Annotated in this window: 23 protein-coding genes; 22 read left to right on the top strand and 1 reads right to left on the bottom strand. The window is 56.6% G+C overall.

Translation table 11 applies throughout. From position 1 onward, the window contains the following. Window positions 1-8: 8 nt before the first annotated feature. From ACHMXK_RS18525 to slmA, 22 genes are all read left to right on the top strand, one after another. Window positions 9-1,322, top strand: coding sequence for an N-acetyl sugar amidotransferase (locus tag ACHMXK_RS18525; RefSeq protein WP_397441984.1), 1,314 nt, complete (start codon window positions 9-11; stop codon window positions 1,320-1,322). Further along, window positions 1,319-2,089 carry an imidazole glycerol phosphate synthase subunit HisF gene (gene hisF / locus ACHMXK_RS18520; protein ID WP_397441983.1) on the top strand — a complete coding sequence of 257 codons (771 nt, stop codon included), beginning with the start codon at window positions 1,319-1,321 and terminating at the stop codon, window positions 2,087-2,089. Before ACHMXK_RS18525 ends, hisF begins: the two co-directional genes overlap by 4 nt. Continuing rightward, window positions 2,082-2,735, top strand: coding sequence for an imidazole glycerol phosphate synthase subunit HisH (gene hisH, locus ACHMXK_RS18515; protein WP_397441982.1), 654 nt, complete (start codon window positions 2,082-2,084; stop codon window positions 2,733-2,735). The genes hisF and hisH (ACHMXK_RS18515) overlap by 8 nt, the downstream gene beginning before the upstream one ends. Further along, window positions 2,732-3,982, top strand: a complete 1,251-nt coding sequence (locus ACHMXK_RS18510) for a lipopolysaccharide biosynthesis protein (RefSeq protein ID WP_397441981.1) — start codon at window positions 2,732-2,734, stop codon at window positions 3,980-3,982. The genes hisH (ACHMXK_RS18515) and ACHMXK_RS18510 overlap by 4 nt, the downstream gene beginning before the upstream one ends. Window position 3,983: 1 nt before the next feature. Next, window positions 3,984-5,309, top strand: a complete 1,326-nt coding sequence (locus ACHMXK_RS18505) for a hypothetical protein (protein WP_397441980.1) — start codon at window positions 3,984-3,986, stop codon at window positions 5,307-5,309. Then, complete coding sequence (locus ACHMXK_RS18500; RefSeq protein WP_397441979.1) at window positions 5,306-6,604, top strand: O-antigen ligase family protein; 1,299 nt, start codon at window positions 5,306-5,308, stop codon at window positions 6,602-6,604. The genes ACHMXK_RS18505 and ACHMXK_RS18500 overlap by 4 nt, the downstream gene beginning before the upstream one ends. An 8-nt stretch (window positions 6,605-6,612) precedes the next feature. Then, a complete protein-coding gene (locus tag ACHMXK_RS18495) occupies window positions 6,613-7,257 on the top strand; it encodes a CatB-related O-acetyltransferase (RefSeq protein ID WP_397441978.1) in 645 nt (214 codons plus the stop codon). A gap of 2 nt (window positions 7,258-7,259) precedes the next feature. Next, entirely contained in the window at window positions 7,260-8,393 is a 1,134-nt protein-coding gene (locus tag ACHMXK_RS18490; RefSeq protein WP_397441977.1) for an N-acetyl sugar amidotransferase, read from the top strand. Continuing rightward, window positions 8,390-9,004 carry an imidazole glycerol phosphate synthase subunit HisH gene (gene hisH / locus ACHMXK_RS18485; RefSeq protein ID WP_397441976.1) on the top strand — a complete coding sequence of 205 codons (615 nt, stop codon included), beginning with the start codon at window positions 8,390-8,392 and terminating at the stop codon, window positions 9,002-9,004. Before ACHMXK_RS18490 ends, hisH (ACHMXK_RS18485) begins: the two co-directional genes overlap by 4 nt. Before the next feature lie 2 nt (window positions 9,005-9,006). Further along, window positions 9,007-9,759 (top strand): AglZ/HisF2 family acetamidino modification protein, encoded by a 753-nt coding sequence (locus tag ACHMXK_RS18480; RefSeq protein WP_397441975.1) that lies wholly within the window; start codon window positions 9,007-9,009, stop codon window positions 9,757-9,759. 15 nt (window positions 9,760-9,774) lie between these two features. Beyond that, window positions 9,775-11,910 (top strand): bi-domain-containing oxidoreductase, encoded by a 2,136-nt coding sequence (locus ACHMXK_RS18475; protein WP_397441974.1) that lies wholly within the window; start codon window positions 9,775-9,777, stop codon window positions 11,908-11,910. Between the two features lie 208 nt (window positions 11,911-12,118). Continuing rightward, window positions 12,119-12,949 carry a heparinase II/III family protein gene (locus tag ACHMXK_RS18470; protein ID WP_397441973.1) on the top strand — a complete coding sequence of 277 codons (831 nt, stop codon included), beginning with the start codon at window positions 12,119-12,121 and terminating at the stop codon, window positions 12,947-12,949. A gap of 5 nt (window positions 12,950-12,954) precedes the next feature. After that, window positions 12,955-13,587 carry a heparinase II/III family protein gene (locus ACHMXK_RS18465; RefSeq protein ID WP_397441972.1) on the top strand — a complete coding sequence of 211 codons (633 nt, stop codon included), beginning with the start codon at window positions 12,955-12,957 and terminating at the stop codon, window positions 13,585-13,587. Continuing rightward, complete coding sequence (locus ACHMXK_RS18460; protein WP_397441971.1) at window positions 13,485-14,756, top strand: glycosyltransferase family 4 protein; 1,272 nt, start codon at window positions 13,485-13,487, stop codon at window positions 14,754-14,756. The genes ACHMXK_RS18465 and ACHMXK_RS18460 overlap by 103 nt, the downstream gene beginning before the upstream one ends. 24 nt (window positions 14,757-14,780) lie before the next feature. Further along, window positions 14,781-15,734 carry a UDP-glucose 4-epimerase family protein gene (locus ACHMXK_RS18455; protein WP_397441970.1) on the top strand — a complete coding sequence of 318 codons (954 nt, stop codon included), beginning with the start codon at window positions 14,781-14,783 and terminating at the stop codon, window positions 15,732-15,734. Further along, a complete protein-coding gene (locus ACHMXK_RS18450; RefSeq protein ID WP_397441969.1) occupies window positions 15,731-16,291 on the top strand; it encodes a sugar transferase in 561 nt (186 codons plus the stop codon). The genes ACHMXK_RS18455 and ACHMXK_RS18450 overlap by 4 nt, the downstream gene beginning before the upstream one ends. A 13-nt stretch (window positions 16,292-16,304) precedes the next feature. Further along, window positions 16,305-16,901 carry a NeuD/PglB/VioB family sugar acetyltransferase gene (locus tag ACHMXK_RS18445; RefSeq protein WP_397441968.1) on the top strand — a complete coding sequence of 199 codons (597 nt, stop codon included), beginning with the start codon at window positions 16,305-16,307 and terminating at the stop codon, window positions 16,899-16,901. Then, window positions 16,888-18,852 (top strand): polysaccharide biosynthesis protein, encoded by a 1,965-nt coding sequence (locus tag ACHMXK_RS18440; RefSeq protein WP_397442561.1) that lies wholly within the window; start codon window positions 16,888-16,890, stop codon window positions 18,850-18,852. Before ACHMXK_RS18445 ends, ACHMXK_RS18440 begins: the two co-directional genes overlap by 14 nt. A 102-nt stretch (window positions 18,853-18,954) precedes the next feature. Then, on the top strand, window positions 18,955-19,866 hold the full coding sequence (gene argB, locus ACHMXK_RS18435) for an acetylglutamate kinase (protein WP_397441967.1): 912 nt from the start codon (window positions 18,955-18,957) through the stop codon (window positions 19,864-19,866). Between the two features lie 119 nt (window positions 19,867-19,985). After that, the gene (locus tag ACHMXK_RS18430) at window positions 19,986-20,672 is read left to right on the top strand and encodes a response regulator (protein WP_397441966.1); all 687 of its coding nucleotides are present in this window, start codon (window positions 19,986-19,988) and stop codon (window positions 20,670-20,672) included. An 85-nt stretch (window positions 20,673-20,757) separates the two neighbouring features. Continuing rightward, the gene (locus tag ACHMXK_RS18425) at window positions 20,758-22,152 is read left to right on the top strand and encodes an ATP-binding protein (protein ID WP_397442560.1); all 1,395 of its coding nucleotides are present in this window, start codon (window positions 20,758-20,760) and stop codon (window positions 22,150-22,152) included. Between the two features lie 131 nt (window positions 22,153-22,283). Further along, complete coding sequence (slmA, locus tag ACHMXK_RS18420; RefSeq protein ID WP_397441965.1) at window positions 22,284-22,919, top strand: nucleoid occlusion factor SlmA; 636 nt, start codon at window positions 22,284-22,286, stop codon at window positions 22,917-22,919. Window positions 22,920-22,990: 71 nt separating this feature from the next. Here the strand turns inward: slmA and ACHMXK_RS18415 are convergent, their stop codons facing one another. Continuing rightward, window positions 22,991-24,409, bottom strand: a complete 1,419-nt coding sequence (locus ACHMXK_RS18415; RefSeq protein WP_397441964.1) for a mannitol dehydrogenase family protein — start codon at window positions 24,407-24,409, stop codon at window positions 22,991-22,993. Between the last annotated feature and the right edge of the window lie 61 nt (window positions 24,410-24,470).

Here is a 24,470-nt window from a genome sequence, read left to right as displayed (position 1 = left end):
GAAACACAATGGAAATAGGCCCAAGCCCAGATACTGATCTGTCCCGATTTACGAAACCTGAGCAAGAACTCGACGTGCTTTATGGGATGCCCCGGTACGTAAAGTTTTGCAGGATTTGCAATATGTCGAATCAGCAGCCGATGTCGAGCAACGAGTACACGCATAGCAAGGATTCAACGAAGACCACCTTGAGCTTCGACGACGAGGGCGTCTGCCACGCATGCCGTTTCAACATGCTAAAGGAAACCGGTGAGATCGACTGGGACGAACGCGAGCGCGAATTGCTCGAGCTGTGCAAGCAGTTTCGCCGCGATGATGGCAGTTACGACTGCATCGTTGGAGGTAGTGGTGGCAAAGACAGCGCCATGCAGTCGCACCTGCTGAAATACAAGTACGGCATGCACCCACTGACGGTGACATGGTCACCGCACCTCTATACTGACATTGGCTGGAAAAATTTCCAAAATTGGCTGCACGTTGGCGGATTTGATAACTTCCTTTACACCCCCAACGGCAAGATCCATCGCCTGCTAACGCGCAACGCGACGATCAACCTGCTGCACCCCTTCCAACCGTTCATCCTGGGCCAAAAGACCTTCGTCGCGAAGATGGCGGCACAGCTGAATATTCCTTTGATCTTCTACGGCGAAATGCCTGGAGAATACGGCGAAAAAATTTCCCACGAGACCTCCAGCTATGCGGCCGGTGCCGAGGGCGGAGACGGCGAAGGTTTTTCGTTGGACTATATTGGCGGCCGGGACGTACGCGATATTTTTCTCGGAGGGAAACCGATCGGGGAGTACATGGACGAAGGCGTGGAGATGGCCGACCTGAAAAGCTATCTGCCAATGGACCCGGAAGTGCTGCAGCGCAAGGGTATTGACTTCAAATACCTCGGCTACTACAAGAAGTGGGTACCACAAGAGGCTTACTACTACGCAGTGGAAAACACTGGCTTCGAAGCCAATCCTGTTCGTACTGAAGGGACCTACTCAAAGTACAATAGCTTGGACGACAAGGTTGACGGTTTCTTCTACTTCACACGCTGGATCAAGTTTGGCGTCGGTCGGGCAATGATGGATTCAGCCCAGGAAATTCGCAACCATCACATCAACAAGGACGAAGCCATGGCGTTGATGCGTCGATACGAAGGTGAGTATCCGGCGCGTTACGAAAAAGAATTTCTTGAGTACATCAATATGTCTCGGGATGAATTTCTCGCACTTTGCGACCGCTTCCGCTCACCGCACCTTTGGAAAGTTGAAGGGGGACAATGGAAACTGCGCCACAATCCGTGGGATCAAGCAGTTCACGCGGGATGAGCAACACGCGTCTCATCGCGAGACTCGACATCAAGGGCCCTAACCTCATCAAGGGCATTCACCTTGAAGGCTTGCGCGTGATCGGTCAACCCAACGAGTACGCAAAGCTCTACTACGAGCAGGGCGCAGACGAGCTCATCTACATCGACTGCGTAGCCAGTCTGTATGGCCGCAACAGCTTGGGCGAAATAGTGCAAAGCGCAGCACAGGACGTGTTCATCCCAATAACGGTCGGCGGCGGTGTCCGCTCGATCGACGACGCGACACATCTGCTGCGTTGCGGTGCTGATAAGGTCGCAATCAATACCGCTGCCGTAGCCAACCCGAGCCTGATTACCGACATCGCCCGCCGCTTCGGGAGCCAATGCATGGTGCTGTCGATCGAAGCCAAACGACTCGGACCGGATCGCTGGGAAGTTTTCACCGACAACGGCAGAGAGGACACCGGCCTGGATGTCATCGAGTGGGTCAAGCGCGGTGTCGCGCTCGGCGCCGGTGAGGTGCTGCTTACGTCGGTTGACCAAGAAGGGACGCGCAAGGGGTTTGATATCTCCTTGGTTCACGCGGTGACAAGTGAGGTGTCAGTACCCGTTATTGCCAGCGGAGGGATGGGTGTGCCGGAGCACTTGATTGACGTGGTCCAGACGGGTGGAGCAGATGCCGTTGCGATGGCTGACATACTTCACTATCGCAGAGCCACAATGAAAGACATCCGCAGCACAGCACGCAGTGCGGGCATCCACGTCAGGAAGTTTGGAAATGATTAGTGTGGCGGTGATTGATTATGGGGTTGGCAACTTGTTGAGTGTCAGTCGGGCACTCGCGCACTGTGGTGCACGTGTATCCGTCACATCTGATCCAACAGAGATACATGCAGCCGACCGGGTCGTGTTACCTGGCGTAGGGTCTTTTGCAGATGGAATGGCAGCGCTAAAGGCCCATGGTTTAGACCTTGTTGTTAAAAAGGTGGCATCTAGCGGTACACCGTTGCTTGGCATCTGCTTGGGCATGCAGATGTTGTTTGATGAAAGCGAAGAGTTTGGAACTACTGCCGGGTTAGGCTTAATCCCCGGGCGTGTAGTCACGATGCCAACATTGACCCAGGCGGGAGCGACCCAGAAAATACCACACATTGGCTGGAATGAATTGATGTTGCCAGGACAGGAAGAATCTTGGCAAGGCACGCTGCTTGCCGATATTTCTCTCGGTGAAGCGGTCTACTTCGTGCATTCCTACATGGCCGTTCCAGCGTCGCTCACGTATCGTCTGGCCGATTGCAACTACGGTGGCATGCCGATCGCGGCGGTGGTATGTCGTGACAATGTGGTGGGTTGCCAGTTTCATCCAGAAAAAAGCGGCGAAGTCGGTCTAGCAGTCCTGAGGAGCTTCATTGCGCCGCTACGCCGATCATGACCAGCCCTGTTCGTCGGTCGATTCTTATCTATGCATGCGCTTTCGCGGTAGTGGGCCTGACACCCTTCTTGCTGCTCCCCATCCTGACGACAAGGTTGACACCGCTGCAGTTTGGCGAGGTAACTTCTTTTCTCATACTCACTGCGCTGCTCGCCAATTTGACTGGTTTGAGTGCGCATGGCTTCGTGTCCGTGCGCTTCTTCAAAACGACCACCGCGCAGTTCAGAGTATTGGTTTCAAGTTCGATCACAGCGATCGTGGCAACAAATGCCGCGGCTGCAGTGATCGTTGTGTTGCTCTACCCAGTGCTGTCACATGTATTGGGACTTTCACTGGGCTACACGATGCTGGCTGTCCTCGCAGCATTCTTCCTGAACCTGAATTTCATCTTCCTGGCTATCTTCCAGTCATCGGGACAGCCAATGCTGTACCTCAAGGCGAGAGTTGTACAAGGGATGTTCGAGTTTGTGCTGTGTGTGGGCCTGATTTTTCTGGTAGCCGCGGACTCAGGATCTCGCATCTATTCGTACGTTGCGGCTATCACCGCCAGCGTACTGGTGGGACTCTACTACTGCATGCGCCGAGGTCATGTGGGCGGAAACGTGGACCGCGCGCGCCTGAGGGACCTCGTGGCCTTCGGCGTGCCGATGTTGCCGCACATTGTGGCCGGTACGGCCATTACTTACATGGATCGGCTGGTCGTCTCCTCTCTGCTGGGGGCCGAGAGCCTAGGTATCTATATGGTGGCGATGCAGGTCGGCATGGGGATGATCGCACTTATCGAACCACTGAACAAGGCGCTGGCCCCCTGGCTCTTCGAGCAACTCTCAAAAGGGTCGCCGGAAGTGCGACGCATGATCGTGAAGCGAACTTATCAGCTTTACATGGTGCTGGCCGGGATAGGTGTACTCGTGGCTGGTGCGGCTCACCTCTTCTTCGACGCGTTGATCGGTGCGCAATTCGCAGCCGCACGTGCGCTCATCCCTTGGATGGTTGCCGGCTTCGTGCTTCAAGGCATGTACTACTCGGTGGTGAACTACATGTTCTATGCCGAGCGGACCGGACGCCTGTCGCTGGTGACGGGCACCACGGCGGTGGCGGGCAGTGTGATCTCCTACACACTAACCTCGGCCTTCGGGCTGCAAGGCGCGGGGGCTTCGTTCCTGGTGAACAATGCTTTGATGTTTTTGCTGGTCTGGACCGTGGCTGCGAAAGCTGTGCCCATGCCCTGGAGGCTCGGACGCTGATATGCGCCATATCGAGATTCCCTTACTACGCGAGTCGGCCGCTTTCGCGGCGCGCTTGATCGAGGCCGCGAGCCGGTTTGGTGATGCGAAATACCAATTCCATCGACGTGTCAACTGGTCGCACCGCTACGACGAGACGTTCTATGAGCGGGAGTCTGACTTCTTCCGCTCAGCTCCTGATGCTTATCTGGCGGGGAACCAACACACCGCGCCGCAGCTTGTCGATGTTTTTGTGCAGAAGCTGCGCCCGAAGCAGGTGGTGACGGTGCTGATGAAAGTCGCCGCACACTGGATTTTTCATGTGCTTGGAAGTTTTTCAGGCAGGCCCAGTCGCATGAGCGGCGTGCACATCTATCGCAAGTGCTACGTGGATGACATTGAGCTCGTGTTTGATCCCGAGGAGATTGGCGTCGTCCGGGCCGTTTATCCGTTTCCTATCAGCGTTCGCAGGCAATTCCGGTACTTGCGTTTCCTGCGCGAGAAAGGCTACCGGTTCAAGTTGGCCGGCTATCACTATAGCCCGAGGGATCTTGTCAGTTTTCTTGCGCGGCGTGATGTCCGCTCACTGCAGCAATTGGAGTCGCGGGCACAAGTGCGGCATGCATATCAAGTGGTAGCGTTGGGCATCAAGACTATCCAGCTTTCGGACGAGTTTGATATTGGCAGTCTCGACTTTGCGCGCACGCTTGCGCGCTTTCCTGTGCGTGTGATTAACAGCGCGCATGGCGTGGGGAAATACTTTCCGGTGCATGCGTATCAGGAATTTCATGTCGTCACTGAACGGCAGGCCCAGTATTACCATGCGGTTCGCCCATGTTGCTATACCTTGCGTACGCTCAACGACAAAGCCGCCAAGGCTGGTGCAGAGCTTCGTCAGGGCAATATGTCAGGTAGCCATGGCCAAACCATTAATTTTGTTTTTCTGAGCCAGGTTTTCGACGGTGTCGGTGAAGTTATTGCTAGTAATGAGGCTGGCGCAGTTGCTCGTCTGAATGCCGAGTTTGCAGGGTTGCCCGAAGTGCGTCTGCTCTACAGGCCACACCCGAACAAGCACCAATCCCTCGCCCCGGAGGGCTTCGAATTGCTGTTGCACCTCGAAGAGGTAAACGGACACTCGGGGACGGTGTTCGCCTCATTTTTCTCGACTTGTCAGATTGATCCGTCCTTTAAGGGATGTAAGGTTTTACTGCGCGGGGAACTAATTTATCCCGCTATCGCATTCGACAACAGCGAAACAATTGTCGACTTGGACGGATTGGTGGATATGATCACCCGATTTCTGAAACCTCAGCAGACGAATATGCCATTGGGGTTGGACGGCCTATGAGGGTACTCTTCTACATTCTTCTCATCGCCGGTATTGGCAACGTGGTGTTGCGCCCTGAGATGGAGAACCCTTTGACGCTATACCGGATACTCGCTCCGGTTTGCTTGATCGTCTTGTTCGCTCTGAGGCCAATGAAGGTGATACGCTGGCTCGGGCTGTTTGCCATCTTCCTCGTCTACAACATTGTTTTGGCCACGGCATACAGTTTGGACTACTCGCAGTTCTTCCCGTCTATCGTTCACTACCTGTACCTGTTCATTCTGCTGGTTCTGATGGTGGACATGAAATCGCAAAACGTCGACTTCGACGCGCAGTACCTGCGCTTCGTGGAATGGTTCTACGTTTTTTTGCTCCTTAACCTGCTGGTCGAATTTTTCGTCGGGACAACCATTTATCCAAACCTGTACATCGATGAAACAGACGAAGCGTCACTAAGGGCATTCTTCTGGAACCAGAACGATGTGGCGATAGTGCTCTGCATAGTCGCTTGGCTTGCGCTCACGCTGGACCGCTACAAGGGAATGGTCCGATGGACGGTCGTTCTGATCACTATTCTCGTCCTCTATTACAACGACTCGAAGGCCGCATTGCTTTCGCTGATGCTTGTCTCGTTGCCTATTTATTCGATTTTCAGGGTCTGCCGCACGGTCAGTATCACACCCAAAGTGTGGTTTGCGTTTTTTGGCACGCTGTTTGCACTTGTCGTGGTAAGCATCGTGTCATTGAGCGGGGTGCCGATCAATTTTTTGAACGATACCTACACCCTCGGCGATCTGCTGGTAGACCCGATTACGAGAATTTTTTCGTTGCAAGCCTCTGACGAGCAATGGGGTTCCCTGAATAACCGAACCGACGCGGCGATCTTCGTCATCATCGAGTACCTCAAATCGTTCGGATTTGGACTGGGTGCCGGCGGCTCTTGGCTTGTACTGACGATGCCTCAATACGAGCTAGGTGGTGCCAAGAGTGCACATAACGCACTGCTACAGTTTATTGTTGACTTTGGGTACCCGGTTCTATTTGGCTACCTTGCCATGGTCTTTTGGGCTCTGAGCAAACTGTTCAAGCGCAGCATCAGAGAGATCGATCGCCTGAAGGTGATGGCGATTTTATCTTTTCCCCTACTTGGGTTGTCGCAGTCGGGCGCGATTGTCACGAACTATTTTTTCTTCGCGTCGGTCTATTTCATTTGGATGTTGGGCCACGAGTTAGGCCAGACTAAGCAGTCGCGTGAGACCTGCGAAATTGGACAAATAAATTCACAGTCCGTACTCCACGACGGAGGTGCAAGGTGAGAGACAATGTGCAAGAAGGCGTGCGCAGCTCTGCGACTGACGTAATATCATGGTTCTTTTTCAAGCTGTTCAAGAAGCTTCGATTGCGTGCTGTTAAGGGCTCGCAGGTGCATCCCACGTCGAAGCTTGAATCGGGCACCGCCTTCTATAGTTCAACGATGGATCGCCATAGCTTCTGCGGCTACGACTGCGACATTTCTTGCGCCGACATCGGCAGCTTCACGTCCATCGCCAATGGTGTTGTCATCGGCGGCGGAAGGCACCCCATGGAATGGGTTGGCATGTCGCCAGTGTTCTATGAGGGCCGTGACAGCGTCAAGACTAAATTCTCCACTCACCGGCGCGACCCCGTGAAGCGCGTGGTGGTCGGCCACGACGTATGGATAGGCCGCTCGGTCGTCGTGCTGCCGGGCGTGGTAATTGGCAACGGTGCGGTGGTTGGCGCTGGCGCGGTGGTAACTAAATCGGTACCACCATACGCGATCGTGGCGGGTAATCCGGCACGGTTGATCCGTTACCGGTTCGACGCGGCCGTGGTGGAACGCCTGATCGCGAGCCGGTGGTGGACGCTAAACGATGAGTATCTGCATCAGCTAGGTCCGCACTTTAATGATGTGAAAAAATTTCTGGAAATTATTGAGAGGACACGCTGAGCATGGCAGCAAAAATAATCTGTTCGAGATGCGTGATGGATCAATCCGATTCCCGCATCACATTTGACGCCAATGGCGTATGCGACCACTGCACTGGTTTCGAAACTGACGTTTTACCCAATTGGTATCCCAATGACACAGGTAAGGCGCTGTTCCGGGAGATGATTAAAAAAATTAAGGAGGCTGGCAAGGGAAAGCCTTTTGACTGCATTATGGGCATGAGTGGCGGGCTTGACAGTTCGTACCTGCTGCATATCGCTGTAAAGGAGTTTGATCTTCGCCCATTAGTGTTCCACGTTGATGGCGGGTGGAATACTGATCTCGCAGTTAATAATATTCAAGTGTTAGTGGATAAACTTGGACTTGATTTGTACACAGAGGTAATTAATTGGCAGGAGATGCGGGATTTTCAGCTATCTTTTTTCAAATCCGGTGTGCCGCACCTAGATATACCTCAGGATCACGCCTTCATCGCTACGCTGTATCATTTTGCGGACAAACACAATATTAAATATATTGTTAATGGTGGAAACTTCGCAACCGAATGTGTTCGCAATCCTAAAGAATGGCTGTATTACGGCACAGACATGGCTCAGTTGCGAGATATTCAAGGCCGTTTTGGCACACGCCCACTTAATACTTATCCATTCAGTAGTATTCTTTTTCATAAAGTTTATCTTCGGTACGTGAAGGGTGTTCAGGTAGTTAAACCTCTCAACTATTTGCCTTACACCAAAGAACATGCTTCGCAAGTTCTATCTGAGTTGTATGGTTGGCGCCCCTACCCGCAAAAACACTTTGAGTCACGCTTCACGCGTTTCTATGAGGGCTATTGGTTGCCTACCCGCTTTGGCTATGATACCCGTCGTGTTCAGTATTCAAGCCTGATTCTCACAGGCCAAATGACGCGTGAAGAGGCCCTGTCAAAACTGGAGAAGCCTGCCTATGACTCAGAGACAATTGATGAGGACTTTGAATACATCGCCACCAAACTGGGCATTACGGTCGAAGAGTTACGTGGCTATCACCAAATGCCTTTGAAAACCTATCGTGATTACAAAAATCAGGAATGGTTGTTTGATTTTGGTGCAAAGATGCTTAAGTTATTGGGCATCGAAAGGGCCGTAAAAAGATGATTGCCATCATCAATTATGGTTCAGGCAATATAGCTGCGATTGCGAATATTTATAAGCAACTTAAGATTCCATATATTGTTACAAAGGACTTAAACGAGTTGGCTGCAGCTGAGCGATATATTTTGCCTGGCGTGGGGGCATTTGAGGCCACCATGCGTTATTTGAACGACTCTGGCATGGTGGCTACGCTGAATGAACAGGTGTTGATTAATAATAAAAAAGTGATGGGTATCTGTGTTGGGATGCAGGTATTGGCTGAATCCAGTGATGAAGGTTCCCTTGCTGGTTTGGGTTGGATTCCCGGGCGGGTTCGTAAAATCGACGCAAGTTTGCTTCCAGCCAGCCCAAAGTTACCTCATATGGGCTGGAACTCTATTAAACCTAGGTCTGATGCGCCTTTGTTTGCGGGGGTTGATGTTGAGCGTGGATTTTATTTTCTGCATAGCTATTACTTCGATGCAACATATGCTGCGGATGTGTCTGCCTCGGTAGAGTATGGCAAGGAAATACCTTGTGCAGTGGCACGGGCAAACGTGTTTGGCATGCAGTTCCATCCTGAAAAAAGTCATGCCAATGGCGTGGCCATCTTTCGTAACTTCGCGGAACTGTGAACATGTTGCGATCCCGAATTATCCCGTGCCTGCTCATACACGATGGAGGGTTGGTCAAAACTAGGCAGTTTAAGAACCCAAAATACGTGGGTGATCCGTTGAATGCGGTAAAAATCTTCAATGAAAAAGAAGCCGATGAACTCATTGTTCTTGATATCGACGCGTCTACACAGGGGCGCACGCCGAACTTTGCATTGCTGAAAGGGCTGGCCGTGGAGTCCCGCATGCCGCTGTGTTACGGGGGGGGGGTCACGAGTGCAGTGCAGGCCGCGCAGATTATTGCGTTGGGTTTTGAAAAAGTCTCTATAAGCGCGGCCGCGTTGACGCGCCCGGCATTGATTCGGGAAATGGCCGAGGCCGTGGGTGCGCAAAGTGTTGTTGTGACGTTGGATGTGCGGAAGAACAAATTGTTTGCCGGTTACACGGTCTATACCCGTAACGGCCAAGATAAGCAAAAGGTGAACCTACTAGAGTTTTGCCAGCAGGCTGTCGAGCTGGGGGCGGGCGAAATCGTCATCAACTCAATAGACAGAGATGGTGAGATGGCGGGGTACGACCTTGAGCTTGCCAAAAGTATCCGTGGAGCCATCACGTCACCCATTTCTATGATGGGAGGTTCCGGCAATGTTGAGCACATGCAAGAGTTGATTGATTCAGTTGGCGTGGTCGGTGCTGCTGCGGGCAGCATGTTTGTCTTTAAGGGACCTTATCGTGCAGTTCTTATTAATTATGGGCGTCCCGACCGCCTGACTTGAGTCCCCGGATAAAAAATGAAACAAATTTTGCAGGATATGAGTAAGGGAGCCACATACATTAAGGAAGCTCCTGCACCAGTTGCCTCACGAGAATCTGTTCTGATCGCCAGTTCAGTCAGCTTGATCTCCGCCGGCACGGAGCGCATGCTGGTCGGCTTTGGTAGGGCTTCCTTGTTGGATAAAGCGCGCCAGCAGCCAGAAAAGGTAAAGATGGTGCTGGAGAAGATCCAGACTGATGGGTTGATGACCACCATTGAGGCGGTGCAGTCCAAGCTCGCGCAACCCTTGCCTCTGGGCTATTGCAATGTAGGCGTGGTGTTTGAAGTCGGTGCGGGGGTAGAGGGTCTCAAGGTAGGCGATCGTGTGGTGTCCAACGGGTCCCATGCCGATGTTGTTAAGGTGTCAAAAAACCTGTGCGCGCGCATTCCGGATGCAGTGGATGACGAGTCTGCTGCATTTGTTGTGGTGGCAAGCATCGGGTTGCAGGGGGTTCGTCTCGCGCAGCCAACGCTCGGCGAGACATTCGTGGTCACTGGGGTGGGCCTGATTGGTTTGCTAACCTTGCAGTTGCTGCGTGCTCATGGTTGCCGAGTGCTGGCGATTGACTTTGATGAAGCCAAGCTGGCACTGGCCCGTCAGTATGGTGCCGCCACCTGCAACCCCGGCTTGGGAGAGGACCCGGTAGCTGCCGGCATGGCACTAAGTCGAGGCAATGGAGTGGATGGGGTGATCATTACCGCGTCCACCAAGTCCAACGATCCTGTCACGCAAGCTGCACGCATGTGTCGCAAGCGCGGTCGTATTGTTCTGGTGGGCGTGACCGGGCTGGAGTTGAATCGGGCTGATTTTTATGAGAAAGAATTGTCCTTTCAGGTCTCTTGTTCCTATGGCCCAGGCCGGTATGACCCGAACTATGAAGACAAAGGGCAGGATTACCCGCTGGGCTTCGTGCGTTGGACGGAACAGCGAAACTTTGAGGCCGTGCTTGACATGCTGGCCAGTGGCCAGCTGGATGTGAAGTCGCTGGTCACACACCGCTTTGCGTTTGAAAATGCGCCTCAGGCCTACCAGATGCTCACCGAAGACAAGAGTGGCCTGGGCTTCTTGCTCCAATACTCATCGCCGGTGATTGATCGGGCCATTCGCCGTGTGGCATTGGTGCCCGGTGCGAAGTTTGATGCTCAGCGTCCAGTCCTGGGTTTTATTGGTGCGGGCAACTATGCGTCACGCATGTTGATTCCCGCATTCAAGACGGCGGGGGCGCAGTTTCACACCATTGTTACGGCAGGCGGCATTAATGGTGTGATCCATGGCGAGAAAGCGGGCTTTGCTGAGGCCTCTACCGACATGGCCGCCGTGTTGGCTGATGCTGTTGTCAACACGGTGGCTATCGTGACCCGCCACGATACCCACGCCAGCTTTGTTGTGCAGGCGTTGCAGGCGGGAAAAAACGTATTTGTAGAAAAGCCGCTGGCGATTCACCACGCCGAATTGGCCGAGGTGCAGGCGGCTTATGCGCTGGCACATCTTTCGGGCAAAGGGCCGCAGTTAATGGTGGGTTTTAACCGCCGGTTTTCGCCGCAGGTGCAAAAGATGAGGGCCTTGCTGCAGGCGGTCAGAGAACCTAAGTCATTCATTATGACCATGAACGCCGGGGCAATTCCCGCCAACCACTGGGTGCAGGACAACGCTGTCGGCGGCGGCCGTATCATCGGCGAGGCCTGCCACTTCATTGACCTGATGCGGTTTTTGGCGGGCAGCCCTATCGTGTCCATCCAGGCGCGCCGTATGGGTGACGCGCCAGGCATGGTGATTACTGAAGATAAGGCGTCCATCACCCTTGGTTTTGAGGATGGCTCATTCGGAACCATTCTTTATCTGGCCAACGGCGCGGCCAGCTTCCCCAAAGAGCGGGTCGAGGTGTTTGCCGCTGGTCGCGTGCTGCAGTTGGATAATTTTCGCAAGCTCAAGGGTTATGGTTGGCCTGGCTTCAGCAAGCTCAATTTGTGGAAGCAGGACAAGGGGCAAAACGCCTGTACGGCGGCATTCCTGCAGGCGGTAGAAAAAGGTGTGCCGGCTATTCCGTTGGACGAGGTTTTTGAGGTGGCGCGGGTCAGCATCGACGTGGCAGAGCAGCTCCGCAGGCAATAACGGGTCTCATGTCAAAAGACGGCACGGCGTTGCACGCCAGGGCGAGCCTCCCAGCGAGAGCGCTACTTTACATTCATACCATTCGTCATTTGCGTTTCGCCCAAATCTTTGGGCGTCTTCGCTTTAGACTTCAGCGACCCCGCCCCAATCTTCAGGCCGCACCCCCGTGCGGAAGGGTTGTGGGGGATGGGTGGCGCCATGTGAACGAATGCAAAGCATGGTTGCGGAGGATACGTTTGTCTTCCTGAGCGAGTCCAGGACGGTCGTCAACAAGGTTGCCTGGAACGATTCAGCCGTAGAGAAACTGTGGCTTTATAACTTGCATTATTTCGATGATTTAAATGCCGCAGGGGCGGCGAATCGCCGGGAATGGCACATGCGCCTGGTCGAAAGGTGGATAGAGGAAAATCCGCCAGGATATGGAAATGGATGGGAGCCGTACCCCATCTCTCTCCGAATCGTCAATTGGATCAAATGGGCCATGGGCGGAGGGGCGCTGTCCTCCCGGGCTATCGCCAGTCTGGCAATACAAGTCCGTTTTCTCAGTGAGCGCTTGGAGTTCCATTTGTTGGGAAATCATCTCTTGGCGAATGCCAAGGCCCTCATATTTGCTGGCGCGTTCTTTGAACAAGAGGAGGCGGGAGAGTGGTTGACCAAGGGATTGGCTATCCTGCGTCGCGAGATGCCTGAGCAGATATTGGCTGATGGCGGGCATTTCGAGCGCAGTCCGATGTATCACGCAGTCATCCTGGAGGACATGCTGGACATCGAGAATATTGCCAATGCATACGGCTTGGGGGTAATCATCGAGGCGGGGGTCGTTGACAAAATGCGCGACTGGCTTGCGACGATGTGTCATCCCGATGGTGAGATCGCCTTCTTCAACGACGCTGCATTCGGTATCGCCCCTAGGCTAATGGCGTTGAGTGAATATGCGCAACGACTAAAGCATCCTGTCCATCAAGCGCCATCCCATGGCGTCCTGCAATTGGTGGAAAGCGGGTATGTCCGGCTCGAAAAAAAGACGCCGTTCTCCTAGTAGATGTGGCTCCTGTAGGGCCGAGCTATCTTCCTGGACATGCACATGCGGACACCTTGTCGTTTGAGCTTTCTGTGTACGGCCAGCGTGTCATGGTCAACTCCGGGACTTCTTGCTACGGCAGCGGGTTGGAGCGTCAGCGCCAACGCGGCACTGCCGCGCATAACACTTTAGCCATAGACGGACAGGATTCGTCGGAAGTATGGGGCGGGTTTCGTGTGGCGAGGCGAGCGCAAGTGCAAACATTGGGGATCAAAGAAACAGCAGGTGGAGTTCACGTTCTAGCGAGCCATGATGGTTATCACCGCCTGTCCGGGAGGAACTTGCATAGGCGCAACTGGCTGATCAGTGATGAATCGCTGGTGATTGAAGATGAAGTCACAGGCAAGTTCGATCGTGCCGAGATACGGTTTCATCTTCATCCGGCAATTACTGTATTGGATACGAGCACCGACAAGGTGTCATTGAGATTGTCTGAGGGGCGGGTGGTTGAGGTGCTTGTTGAGGATGGCCGTCTTTCTGTCGAGCGGACCACATGGCATCCGTACTTTGGGGTTTCCATGCCAAACACTTGTCTGGTGGTCGCGGTGACTGCCTCCAAAGTCAGAACAAGCATCAAATGGGGGGAGGGCGGTTGAAAATACTTGTATTGAGTTTTTACTTCAGGCCGGATCTGAGCGCGGGATCATTTCGAACTACTGCGTTTGTCGATGCGTTAAAGCAAAAGATGTCCGTTGATGGGCAAATTGATGTGCTGACAACCCTGCCCAATCGCTACAGCAGCTTTTCAGTAGACGCTTCTGCTGAGGAGCGCACCCCCGGGTTGTCGATAGTTCGTATTGCGTTGCCGCCGCACCAGAGCGGGATGTTCGACCAGGCCCGAGCGTTTATTGTGTTTGCTCGGGAGGTGCTACGTCACACTCGGGCGCAAGAATATGACCTCGTTTTTGCGACATCATCGCGCTTGATGACCGCTGTGTTGGGCGCATGGGTTGCGTACAAAAAGCGGATACCGTTGTATTTGGATATACGTGACATCTTTGTTGACACGATAAAAGATGTATTGCCCAGGCATTTTGCGATACTGGCCAAGCCTGTATTCGTGCTCCTTGAGCATCTGACGATAAACAGTGCAAGCAAGGTCAACCTGGTGTCGCGCGGCTTTGCTCAGTACTTTTCGGCACGTTACCCCAAGCAACGATTCTCCTATTTCACCAATGGGATTGACGATGAGTTTTTATCGCTAAAGGCTCCAGAGTCGGGTACACGAACGAGCGAATCACTGGAGGTGCTCTATGCCGGTAATCTGGGTGAAGGCCAAGGGCTGCACGCGATTATTCCTGATCTGGCCAAGAGAATGCGCGGACGAATCCGCTTCAAAATAATCGGTGACGGAGGGCGGAAAGATGTACTGCGTGCTGCACTGGCTAGTGCGGGGGTAGACAACGTCGAGTTATTGCCGCCGATGAAGCGAGCGCAATTGATAGCGGCCTATCAAGCAGCGGACGTGCTGTTTCTTCATCTGAATGATTACGATGCGTTCAGAAAAGTCTTGCCATCGAAATTATTCGAGTATGGTGCAATAGGGAAACCAATTTGGGCTGGAGTCTCTGGATACGCGGCCGAGTTCGTACGTGCGGAGCTGGACAACTCGGCGGTTTTTTATCCTTGCAATGTAGACGAGGCTGAACAGGTTTTCAGGCAGCTTCGGCTGCAGAATGAACCTCGACTTGGATTTGTCGCTAAATTTGCTCGGACAAACATCGCGAACGAATTGGTAAATGACGTCGTGAACACAATAAGTTGAATTTCAGAGCGGCATGAACGATTTATGACCTTGCATCTTTTAGTAACCGGAGCTACGGGCTTTGTTGGAAGAGCCGTGTGCGAGCAGGCAGCACGCCACGGTTTTTCTGTCAAAGGTGCGTTACGCGTCAGCAGGGCTGTGCCAAGTTACGTTGAGCCAGTCGTGGTTGGTGAAATAAATGGCGCAACAGATTGGGGCGGGTCTTTGCGCGATGTAAATGCGGTGGTCCACCTCGCAGCCCGGGTACACGTCATGCGTGACACCGAAGCTGATCCGATCAGCCTGTTTCGTGCCGTCAATGTGGAAGGTACCCTGAATTTGGCCCGACAGGCAGTCGAAAATGGGGTCAAACGTTTTGTGTTCATTAGCTCAGTCAAGGTCAACGGCGAGTGTACGCAGTCCGGGCGCCCTTTTACTGAAGTAGATGTGTTCGACCCAACGGATGCCTATGGCAAGAGCAAACACGAGGCTGAAGAGGGTTTACGCCAAATCGGTTTGGATTCTGGCATGGAGGTGGTCATCATCCGCCCACCGTTGGTGTATGGCCCTGGGGCAAAAGCCAACTTTGCTGCCCTTATGCACTCTGTACAGCGTGGCATGCCTTTGCCGCTGGGCGCAGTACACAACCAGCGAAGCCTAGTGGCGCTGGATAATTTGGTGGATTTCATCATCACTTGCGTAACCCATACGCAGGCGGCTAATCAAACATTTTTCGTGAGTGATGATTGTGACCTGTCTACCACCGAACTGGTACGTGGCCTTGCGCGTGCCGCAGGGGTTTCTGCGCACTTGCTGCCAGTTCCTGTCTGGGCATTGCAAGCGGGGGCGACTCTGCTAGGTAAGGGGGATGCAGTGCAGCGCCTGTGCGGCAATTTGCAGGTAAATATTTCCAAAGCGCGTAGTCTTTTGGGTTGGAAACCACCAATTTCGGTGGACGAAGGTTTACGCCGTGCAGTAGCCGGGACAGTAGAAAAATGAAAAGAATATTTGATCTGGTGTTGGCGCTTCTTACGACCTGTTTTTTGCTTGTGCCTGTGTTGTTGGTCGCAATATTGGTGCGCTTGACCTCCAGCGGCCCTGCTCTGTATTGGTCTGATCGCGTTGGGCGACACAATAAGATTTTCAAAATGCCCAAGTTTCGCAGTATGCGTGTGGGCACGCCCGCAGTGGCCACGCATTTACTGACCGACCCCAAGGCGCACCTCACTCCGATTGGTGGCTTTCTGCGCAAGAGCAGTCTGGATGAATTGCCGCAGTTATGGAGTATTTTGGTGGGTGACATGAGTTTTGTAGGGCCTCGTCCGGCGCTTTTTAATCAACATGATTTGATTAAGTTACGTACTCGGTATGGCGTGCACGAATTGGTACCCGGCCTGACGGGTTGGGCGCAGGTCAACGGGCGTGATGAATTGCCAATTCCTGACAAGGTGAAGCTGGATGTGGAATACCTGCAGCGGCAATCGCTGGGGTTTGATATTCGCATTCTCTGGATGACCTTTGTGAAGGTGTTGCGTCGGGATGGCGTTTCCCATTGATGGATGGTGTGCCATGAAGCGCTTGTTGATTGTGGGTGCCGGGGGGCATGGCCATTCAGTCGCTGAGGCCGTTTTGGCCGGTGGCGTCTTCCAGCTAGCTGGATTTTTGGATGATGCAGCTTCCGATTTGCGCCAAGTGTGGGCGTGGCCAGTCTTCGGCCCCACTGCTGATCTTGTCAATTACCGCCAGCAGGCCGATGTAGCCATCGTTGCCATTGGCAACAACCGCTTGCGTGAGGAAATGCATAACAGGCTTGGCGCTGCAGGCTTTGAGTCGGCGACGGTTATCCATCCCACAGCGATCGTGTCGCCCCGGGCTGTGATTGGCGTCGGGAGCGTTATCATGGCCGGGGCCATTGTTGGTACCGAGGCCCAACTGGGCGCAGGCGTCATCGTTAATTGCGGTGCGGTGGTTGACCACCATTGCCGTGTTGAAAATTTCGGCCATTTAGGTGTGAACGCGAGCATGGCGGGTGGCGCGATGCTGGGACACGGTGCCTGGATGCAGGCGGGAGCTGTTCTGGGTTATGGCGTCAGGATGGATGCCGGGTCTGTACTCGAGCCCGGCCAGGCGGTCAGTGAAACAAGAAGTCGAAATGCTATTCAATAAATCAATTGTGGAACCACTGCTGGCACTGCCTCGTCCCGTCAAGCGTCTGGTGGTGGTGGCGCTTGATTTGGTGCTGGCGCTGGTGTCTGTTTGGTTCTCCTTCTATTTGAGGATTGACCAGACAGGATGGCCGCAATACCAGCAGAAGTACGTCTATCTGCTGGCCCCCCTACTGGCATTCCCCCTGTTTGTGCGCTTTGGCCTGTACCGTGCCATTTTTCGTTATACAGGTCTGGCGGCGCTGGTCAGCACGGCGAAGGCGGTGGGGGTCTACACAGTGCTGTTTTTTGTGGCGTTGCTATTGTTCCAATGGGCGGGTGTGCCGCGCAGTATCGGGTTGATTCAACCCATCCTGTTTTTATTGCTGGTGGGTACCAGTCGTGCGCTGGCCCGGTTCTGGCTGGCGGGTGGGGCCAGCAAGTCTCGCCACGCGCAGGGCCGTCTACTTATTTACGGTGCAGGGGAGGCAGGGGTGCAAACGGCGTCCGCTCTGGGCATGGCGCGCCAGTTTGTGTTGCAGGGCTTTATCGATGACGACAAAACCAAGGCTGGGCGAAGTATCAATGGGGTTGACATCATCAGTCCGAAGGATGTACCTGCCGCGGTAGAACGCATGGGTGTGACTGACATTTTGCTGGCCATGCCCTCCTTGGACCGGGCACGTCGCAATGAAATCATTGCCAGCTTGCGGGAGTTACCTGTTCATGTGCGCACCCTGCCAGGCATGGGTGATCTGGCGTCTGGTCGGGTCACGGCTCAGGACTTTCAGGAGCTGGACGTTGAAGACCTGTTAGGCCGTGCGCCGGTTCCTCCTGATTCAAGCTTGCTGGCTCGCAACTTGGCCGGAAAGACGGTATTGGTAACCGGTGCGGGTGGCAGTATCGGCGGTGAGTTGTGCCGCCAGATCATTCTGGAGAGGCCGCAGCAACTGGTGCTGGTCGAGCACAATGAGTTCGGTCTTTACACCATCCATCGCGAGTTGGAGGGGCTGTGTGCCGAGCATGAGTTGCGGGTGGAGGTGGTCCCGCTGCTGGCCAGTGTGGGGAATTTTGGGCGCTTGAAGGAAATTTGTCTGCTTTACCGGCCCGCCACCGTCTACCATGCGGCTGCTTACAAGCATGTGCCGCTGGTGGAGAGTAATCCCGCAGAAGGCGTGTTGAACAATGTTTTTGGCACCCTCAACATGGCCCGTGCGGCCATGGAAAGCGAAGCCACACATTTCGTACTGGTGTCCACTGACAAGGCGGTTCGTCCCACCAACGTGATGGGGGCTACCAAGCGCATGGCGGAACTTGTGCTGCAAGCCCTGGCGGCCAGCACGGCGGTGCGCTTTCATATGCCGGATGGCACGCAAAGCGCGGAATGCCGTAACGGCACTGTATTTGCCATGGTGCGTTTCGGTAATGTGTTGGGCAGCAGTGGCAGCGTGGTTCCGCTGTTTCGCAAGCAATTGCGCGCAGGTGGTCCACTGACGGTCACGCATGAGAAAGTCACCCGCTATTTCATGACTATTCCCGAGGCGGCCCAATTGGTTCTACAGGCTGGAGCCATGGCTAACGGCGGGGATGTGTTCGTCCTGGATATGGGCCAGCCTGTGAAAATCATCGACCTGGCACGGCGCATGGCCCAGCTCTCGGGCTTCACCTTGCGTGACGATAACAACCCCGATGGTGAGATCGAAATCCAGATCACCGGCTTGCGCCCTGGGGAAAAACTTTACGAGGAATTGCTGATAGGCGATAACCCCGAGGGCACCGCGCATGAACGCATCATGAAAGCCCGGGAAGATTTTCTGGCTTGGTCCGAACTCGCCCCCATCTTGGTGGACATGCGTCAAGCGGCCATCCAGGACAACGAAGCAGTCATCAAACGTATCCTGACAGAACTGGTGCATGGTTACCACCCGCAGCCTGTTGAGTTGGCAGTGCCCCGTGTTCTGGTTGAGGCGTAGTGGGCTTTTGACTGTTGTGTTTCGGCGCCCTGTTGCATGTGCCCCTGGAGCGCGCAATGGGGCACAATTTGCAGATTCTCATTTTTCCATTCCGCTGACACCATGACCCACTCACCTTCCCCCGACCCCGACCTCTCCCACGTAGGCCCCCGCGACAAAGCCGAAATCCTGGCGCAGGCGTTGCCTTATATCCGCAAGTTTCACGGCAAGACCCTGGTCATCAAATATGGCGGCAACGCCATGACGGACCCGGCCTTGCAGGCGGATTTTGCCGAGGATGTGGTTTTGCTCAAGCTGGTCGGCATGAACCCGGTGGTGGTGCATGGCGGTGGACCGCAGATCGAGATGGCGCTGAACCGCCTGGGCAAAAAGGGCGAATTTGTCCAGGGCATGCGTGTCACCGACGAAGAAACCATGGAAGTGGTGGAGTGGGTGCTGGCCGGCCAGGTGCAGCAGGACATCGTGGGCCTGATCAACCAGGCTGGCGGCAAGGCCGTGGGTCTGACGGGGCGTGATGGCGGCCTGATCCGTGCGCAAAAGCTCAACATGGTGGACAAGGACGATCCGGCGAAGCAGCACGACATCGGTTATGTCGGCGATATCGTCAGCATCGACCCCAGCGTGGTCAAGGCCTTGCAGGACGACGCGTTTATTCCCGTTATCAGCCCGATCGGTTTTGGCGAGCAGAACGAGAGTTACAACATCAATGCCGACGTGGTCGCCGGCAAGCTGGCCACGGTGCTCAAGGCCGAAAAACTGGTGTTGCTGACCAACACGCCTGGCGTGCTCGACAAGGCCGGTAATTTGCTGACCGATCTGACGGCGCGCGAAATCGACGAGTTGTTTGCCGACGGCACCATTTCTGGCGGCATGTTGCCCAAAATTGCCGGGGCGCTGGATGCGGCCAAAAGCGGCGTCAACGCGGTTCACATCATTGACGGCCGGGTGCCGCACGCGATGTTGCTGGAAATCCTGACCGACCAGGCTTACGGGACCATGATCCGCTCTCATTAGCCCTACTGATGGCGCGCCCGGACACCTTTCAAGCGGCCACCGTGGAACCGGCTTTGCCGGGCCACAGGTGGCGCCCCCTTGAGGGGGAGGCGTCGAAGGCGCTTCGGGGGGAAACCTAGATGCGACTCCTTCTGGTTGAAGACGACGTGATGTTGGCCAGCGGCATCAAGCTGGGGCTGAGCGATGCCGGTTATGCGGTGGACTGGGTCGGCAATGCCGAACGTGCCGAAGAGGTCTTGCAAAATGAGAGTTTTGATGCCGCCATCATCGACATCGGTCTGCCCAACATCGACGGCCTGGAGCTGACACGGCGCCTGCGCAGCCGCGGGTTGGCCATGCCGGTGCTGATTCTCACCGCGCGTGATGCCTTGCAGGACCGCGTGCAGGGCCTGGACATAGGCGCCGACGATTACATGGTCAAACCTTTTGAGTTGCCCGAGTTGCTGGCGCGCCTGCGCGCTTTGCTGCGGCGGTCCCAGGCGGCCACCAGCGCGATCCTGAGTTTTGGCGCGCTGGCGCTGGATTCCGCCAACCGCCGGGTCAGCGCCCATGGCCAGCTGATCGAGCTGGGACCGCGCGAATGGACGGTGATGGAGTATTTGCTGATCCATGCGCCCAAGCCCGCCAGCAAGGACAAACTGCTGGCCGCGCTGACCGGCTGGGACAAGGAAATCACGCCGAACGCGATCGAGGTTTATATCTCGCGCCTGCGCGGCAAGCTGGAGCCGCACGGCATCGCGCTGCGTTCCATCCGTGGTTTTGGCTACCGGCTGGAACTGGTCTGCGCGGACCCGGCTAAGGACTAGATCCGCGGCCATGTGTTCGCAGCCCCGCGCCGCGCCCGTGCCGGCCACCCCTGACCCCAACGCAAACATCCGCATGCCGGTGGCCATGACCTCGGGCTTGCAGCGCCGCCTGCTGTTGCTGCTTTTTTTGCCGCTGACCTTGGTTGCGCTGATCAGCATCTATGTCGACTACCGGGCCGCCGGCAACGCCGCCTTGCAGCAGGACCAGCGCTTGCTGCACCTGATTCCGCTGCTGGCCGACTCGGTGGTGGCGCCTGGCCACACGCCAGGCGGTAGCCCGGTGCTGCTGCTGGCGCCGCCGCTCGAAGAGTTCATCAAGGCCGGGCATGCCGGTTTTCGCATTTCGGATGTTGCGGGCGGTTTCCTGGCGGGGGAAGCCTGGATCACCGCGGTGGTGCCGCCCACGCGTGAGCCGGAGTTCCACAGCGTGGAGGAAAAAGGCGTGACCTACCGCATCGCCGCGCAGCGCGTCAAAACCGCCGCCGGCGAGCTGATCCTGCAACTGGCCGATGGCTCCGATGCGCGCCAGCAATGGGTGCGTTCGGTGGTGTTCAAGGTCTTGTTGCCCAACCTGCTGCTGATGCTGGCGGCCGGTCTGGCCATCAACTGGGCGGTCAGCCGGGCTTTCAAACCGCTGTTGCTGCTCAAGGACGCGGTCGAACACCGCTCCCCGCGCGACCTGAGTGCGATCGACCCGCAGAGCACACCGAGCGAGGTGCAGCCGCTGGTGGCCTCGCTGAACCGGCTGTTTGCGCTGGTCAATGACCAGGCCGAGAGCCAGCGCCGTTTTGTGGCCGATGCGGCGCACCAGCTGCGCACCCCGCTGGCCGGGCTGCAGGCCCAGGTCGAGGCCTGGGCGCAGGCGGCCGGCGCGCCCGCGGCGGGCGGGCAACTGACGCTTTCAGCGGACAAAATTTTGGCCCTGCGCAGCGCCACGCGGCGCACCTCGCAGCTGGCCAACCAGTTGTTAGCCTTGTCGCGGGTCGATGCCTCCAACCGGGCCGGCCAGCCGCTGCAGCGGGTGGACATCAAAGACCTGTGTGAAGCTGTGTTGGCCCTGCACCTGGATGCGGCGGCGGCCAAGGGCATAGACTTAGGGCTGGACGCCGCGTTTGCCCAGGTGTCCGGTTACGCCTGGCTGCTGCGCGAACTGCTGGGCAACCTGGTCGACAACGCCGTGAAATACACGCCCCCCGGCGGCACCGTCACGATACGTTGCGGACGCCTGGGGGATCAGGTGTTGCTGGAGGTCGAGGACAACGGCCCGGGCATCCCGGCGGATGCACTGCCGCGGGTGCTGGAACGGTTTTACCGGGTGCCAGGCACGGCCGGTGAAGGTAATGGCCTGGGCCTGGCGATTGCCGACGAAATTGCCCGCCTGCACCGTTCGCAACTGGTGCTGGCGCCGGCTGATCTGAATCCGGCGGAGGGCGCGAGGAGCGGCCTGCGGGTGCGGCTGGTGATGGATGCCTGCCGCTGAAACGCGGCGCAAAAAGTGGTGCCGGCCTCCGGGTCAACCCGCCCCCCGGCCCGGTCTCAGCGCCTGGCGGCTGTGAGAGAATCCAACGCAACCCTCCCAGCCTTTTTGAAACATCTCTTACAACGCCACTTATGCCTGAGTTCGAGTCTGAAGTGAGCCCTGAGCTCCCCACAGCAGCCGCAGCGCGCAAGCGCCCCAAACCGGGCGAGCGCCGCGTACAGATTCTGCAGGCGCTGGCCACCATGCTGGAGCAGCCCGGGGCCGAGCGCATCACCACCTCGGCGCTGGCGTCCCGGCTCGAGGTCAGCGAAGCCGCCTTGTACCGCCACTTCGCCAGCAAGGCGCAGATGTTTGAAGGGCTGATCGAGTTCATCGAACAAACCGTGTTCAGCCTGGTCAACCAGATTGCCGAACGCGAGACCGACCCGAGCGTGCGCACACGCAAGCTGGTGGTCATGCTGCTGCAGTTTGCCGAGAAAAATCCCGGCATGACCCGGGTCATGGCCGGCGACGCACTGGTGTTTGAAAACGAACGCCTGCAAGAACGCATGAACCAGTTTTTTGACAAGCTGGAGGCCAGCCTCAAGCAAAACCTGCGCGAAGGCGCCAGCGCCGACGGCGCCGCCACACCCACGGTGCAGGCGCAGGTCCAGGCCTCGGTGATCGTGGCTTTCATGGTCGGCCGGCTGCAGCGGTTTTCGCGCTCCGGTTTCAAACGCCTGCCGTCCGAACACCTGGACGCCAGCCTGGCCATGTTGCTGGGTTGAATCTGTCGCTATCAAATAGTGAGCTGATTGCGCCCGCCCTGACTGGGCTAGAGGCCGATTTTATTCATGCGTCAGGCGTTCTCCAGCTCCGCCTGTAATTGCGCCAAGGCGCCCAACATCCCGAACTGATCGATCTGCGCCAGCCGCCGGCTAACCCGCGCCAGCCAGCCGCTGTCCTGCGGCAAGACCTCGCCCCAGATAGTTTTCAGCGTGCCCAGCGCCTGCACGGTTGCGGCGGCATCACCCGCATGCGCCAGCGCCAAGGCCTGTAATTCATTGGCCATGGGGTCGTTCATCACATAGGCGACGCCGTCTTCATTGCTGCCACGCAGATAACGCATCCAGGCTGCCGCGGCAAACGCCAGCCGTTCCACCGGTTGCCCCCGATGTTGGGCGGCGATCACCGAAGGCGGCCAGCGCTGCGGGATTTTTTGCGAGCTGTCGCTGGCGATCTGGTGCACGCTGTGTTGCAGTTCAGGGTTGCCAAAACGCGCCAGCAGCGCGTCGCGGTAGCCGGGCCAGTCCGGGCGGCGCAGCGCCGGGCCGACTTCCTCTGTCATCAGGCCGTGGATGAAGTGGCGCACGGCCGGCTGGGCGATACAGTCGCTGATCACCGGCCAGCCCGCGACCGCGCCCATACAGGCCATGGCCGTGTGGCTGCCGTTCAGCAGGCGCAGCTTGGCTTCTTCAAACGGCGCCACCTCGTCGACCACGGTCACACCCAACGCGGCCAGTGCGGCGCCGTCGGACGGGTCGGCAAAACGCCGCTCGATCACCCATTCCCAAAAGGCCTCGGTGCCCAGCGCCGCCTGGTCGGCCACGCCCAAGGCTTGTGCGGCGGCGGCCAGGCGTTGAGGCGTGGCGGCGGGCACGATGCGGTCCACCATGCTGTTGGGGAAGGCGCAGTGTTGGGTGATCCAGTCGGCCAGCGCCGGGTTCTCGGCACGCGCGGCGTCCACACACAGTGCCTGCAAGCGGCGGCCGTTGTTCACCAGGTTGTCGCAAGAGGCCAGGGTCAGGCCCGGCAAACCGGCTGCATGGCGTGCGGCCAGGCCTGGCACCAGCAGGGCGGCCAGCGCCGGCCCGTAGCCTTTTTCGGTGACGGTCAGCGTGACCCAGCGAGTGGCCGGTGCGGCCAGGGCGCGCACAACTGGCGCGGGCTCACGCGCGGCCACACAGCTTTGCCACAAGGCACCGCTGACCTGCCAAAACACACCGGCGCTGCTGGCGACCTGCACCGCGTATAGGCCGTCCTGCGCGGCCAGGCTGTCGGCCAGTTCGGTGTTGCGCATGGCCACCCCCAACACGCCCCAGCGACCATCACCGCTTTGCAGCAAGGCATCAAACACCAGGGCCTGGTGGGCGCGGTGAAAAGCGCCCAGGCCCAGGTGCACCACCCCCACGGCAGCGGCCGCGCTGCCGCGCGGGTAGCTCGGCACGGCGATGCCGCGGGCGGCCAGGGCCGGCAAGGATGTTTCGTTCAGTTTCATGCTCGTTTTGGCCGCTGGCCCAGCGTATGCGGGCGCAAGCAGCTATTGATTTGGTAGCGGG

It is taken from the genome of Polaromonas sp. UC242_47 (assembly GCF_044452385.1).
Classification (GTDB): Bacteria; Pseudomonadota; Gammaproteobacteria; order Burkholderiales; family Burkholderiaceae_C; genus Polaromonas.
The sequence above is the reverse complement of the archived record's forward strand: the minus strand, read 5'-3'. Positions and strand labels throughout refer to the sequence as shown.

Excerpts from the sequence above, each read along its gene's own strand:
- ACHMXK_RS18415 (WP_397441964.1), bottom strand. The coding sequence starts at position 24,409 with ATGAAACTGAACGAAACATCCTTGCCGGCCCTGGCCGCCCGCGGCATC.
- slmA (WP_397441965.1), top strand. The coding sequence starts at position 22,284 with ATGCCTGAGTTCGAGTCTGAAGTGAGCCCTGAGCTCCCCACAGCAGCC.
- ACHMXK_RS18475 (WP_397441974.1), top strand. The coding sequence starts at position 9,775 with ATGAAACAAATTTTGCAGGATATGAGTAAGGGAGCCACATACATTAAG.
- ACHMXK_RS18445 (WP_397441968.1), top strand. The coding sequence starts at position 16,305 with ATGAAGCGCTTGTTGATTGTGGGTGCCGGGGGGCATGGCCATTCAGTC.
- ACHMXK_RS18500 (WP_397441979.1), top strand. The coding sequence starts at position 5,306 with ATGAGGGTACTCTTCTACATTCTTCTCATCGCCGGTATTGGCAACGTG.
- ACHMXK_RS18425 (WP_397442560.1), top strand. The coding sequence starts at position 20,758 with ATGACCTCGGGCTTGCAGCGCCGCCTGCTGTTGCTGCTTTTTTTGCCG.
- ACHMXK_RS18430 (WP_397441966.1), top strand. The coding sequence starts at position 19,986 with ATGCGACTCCTTCTGGTTGAAGACGACGTGATGTTGGCCAGCGGCATC.
- ACHMXK_RS18450 (WP_397441969.1), top strand. The coding sequence starts at position 15,731 with ATGAAAAGAATATTTGATCTGGTGTTGGCGCTTCTTACGACCTGTTTT.
- ACHMXK_RS18505 (WP_397441980.1), top strand. The coding sequence starts at position 3,984 with ATGCGCCATATCGAGATTCCCTTACTACGCGAGTCGGCCGCTTTCGCG.
- ACHMXK_RS18455 (WP_397441970.1), top strand. The coding sequence starts at position 14,781 with ATGACCTTGCATCTTTTAGTAACCGGAGCTACGGGCTTTGTTGGAAGA.
- ACHMXK_RS18525 (WP_397441984.1), top strand. The coding sequence starts at position 9 with ATGGAAATAGGCCCAAGCCCAGATACTGATCTGTCCCGATTTACGAAA.
- ACHMXK_RS18440 (WP_397442561.1), top strand. The coding sequence starts at position 16,888 with ATGCTATTCAATAAATCAATTGTGGAACCACTGCTGGCACTGCCTCGT.
- ACHMXK_RS18460 (WP_397441971.1), top strand. The coding sequence starts at position 13,485 with ATGGCATCCGTACTTTGGGGTTTCCATGCCAAACACTTGTCTGGTGGT.
- ACHMXK_RS18490 (WP_397441977.1), top strand. The coding sequence starts at position 7,260 with ATGGCAGCAAAAATAATCTGTTCGAGATGCGTGATGGATCAATCCGAT.
- ACHMXK_RS18470 (WP_397441973.1), top strand. The coding sequence starts at position 12,119 with ATGCAAAGCATGGTTGCGGAGGATACGTTTGTCTTCCTGAGCGAGTCC.
- argB (WP_397441967.1), top strand. The coding sequence starts at position 18,955 with ATGACCCACTCACCTTCCCCCGACCCCGACCTCTCCCACGTAGGCCCC.
- hisH (WP_397441982.1), top strand. The coding sequence starts at position 2,082 with ATGATTAGTGTGGCGGTGATTGATTATGGGGTTGGCAACTTGTTGAGT.
- ACHMXK_RS18480 (WP_397441975.1), top strand. The coding sequence starts at position 9,007 with ATGTTGCGATCCCGAATTATCCCGTGCCTGCTCATACACGATGGAGGG.
- hisF (WP_397441983.1), top strand. The coding sequence starts at position 1,319 with ATGAGCAACACGCGTCTCATCGCGAGACTCGACATCAAGGGCCCTAAC.
- ACHMXK_RS18510 (WP_397441981.1), top strand. The coding sequence starts at position 2,732 with ATGACCAGCCCTGTTCGTCGGTCGATTCTTATCTATGCATGCGCTTTC.
- hisH (WP_397441976.1), top strand. The coding sequence starts at position 8,390 with ATGATTGCCATCATCAATTATGGTTCAGGCAATATAGCTGCGATTGCG.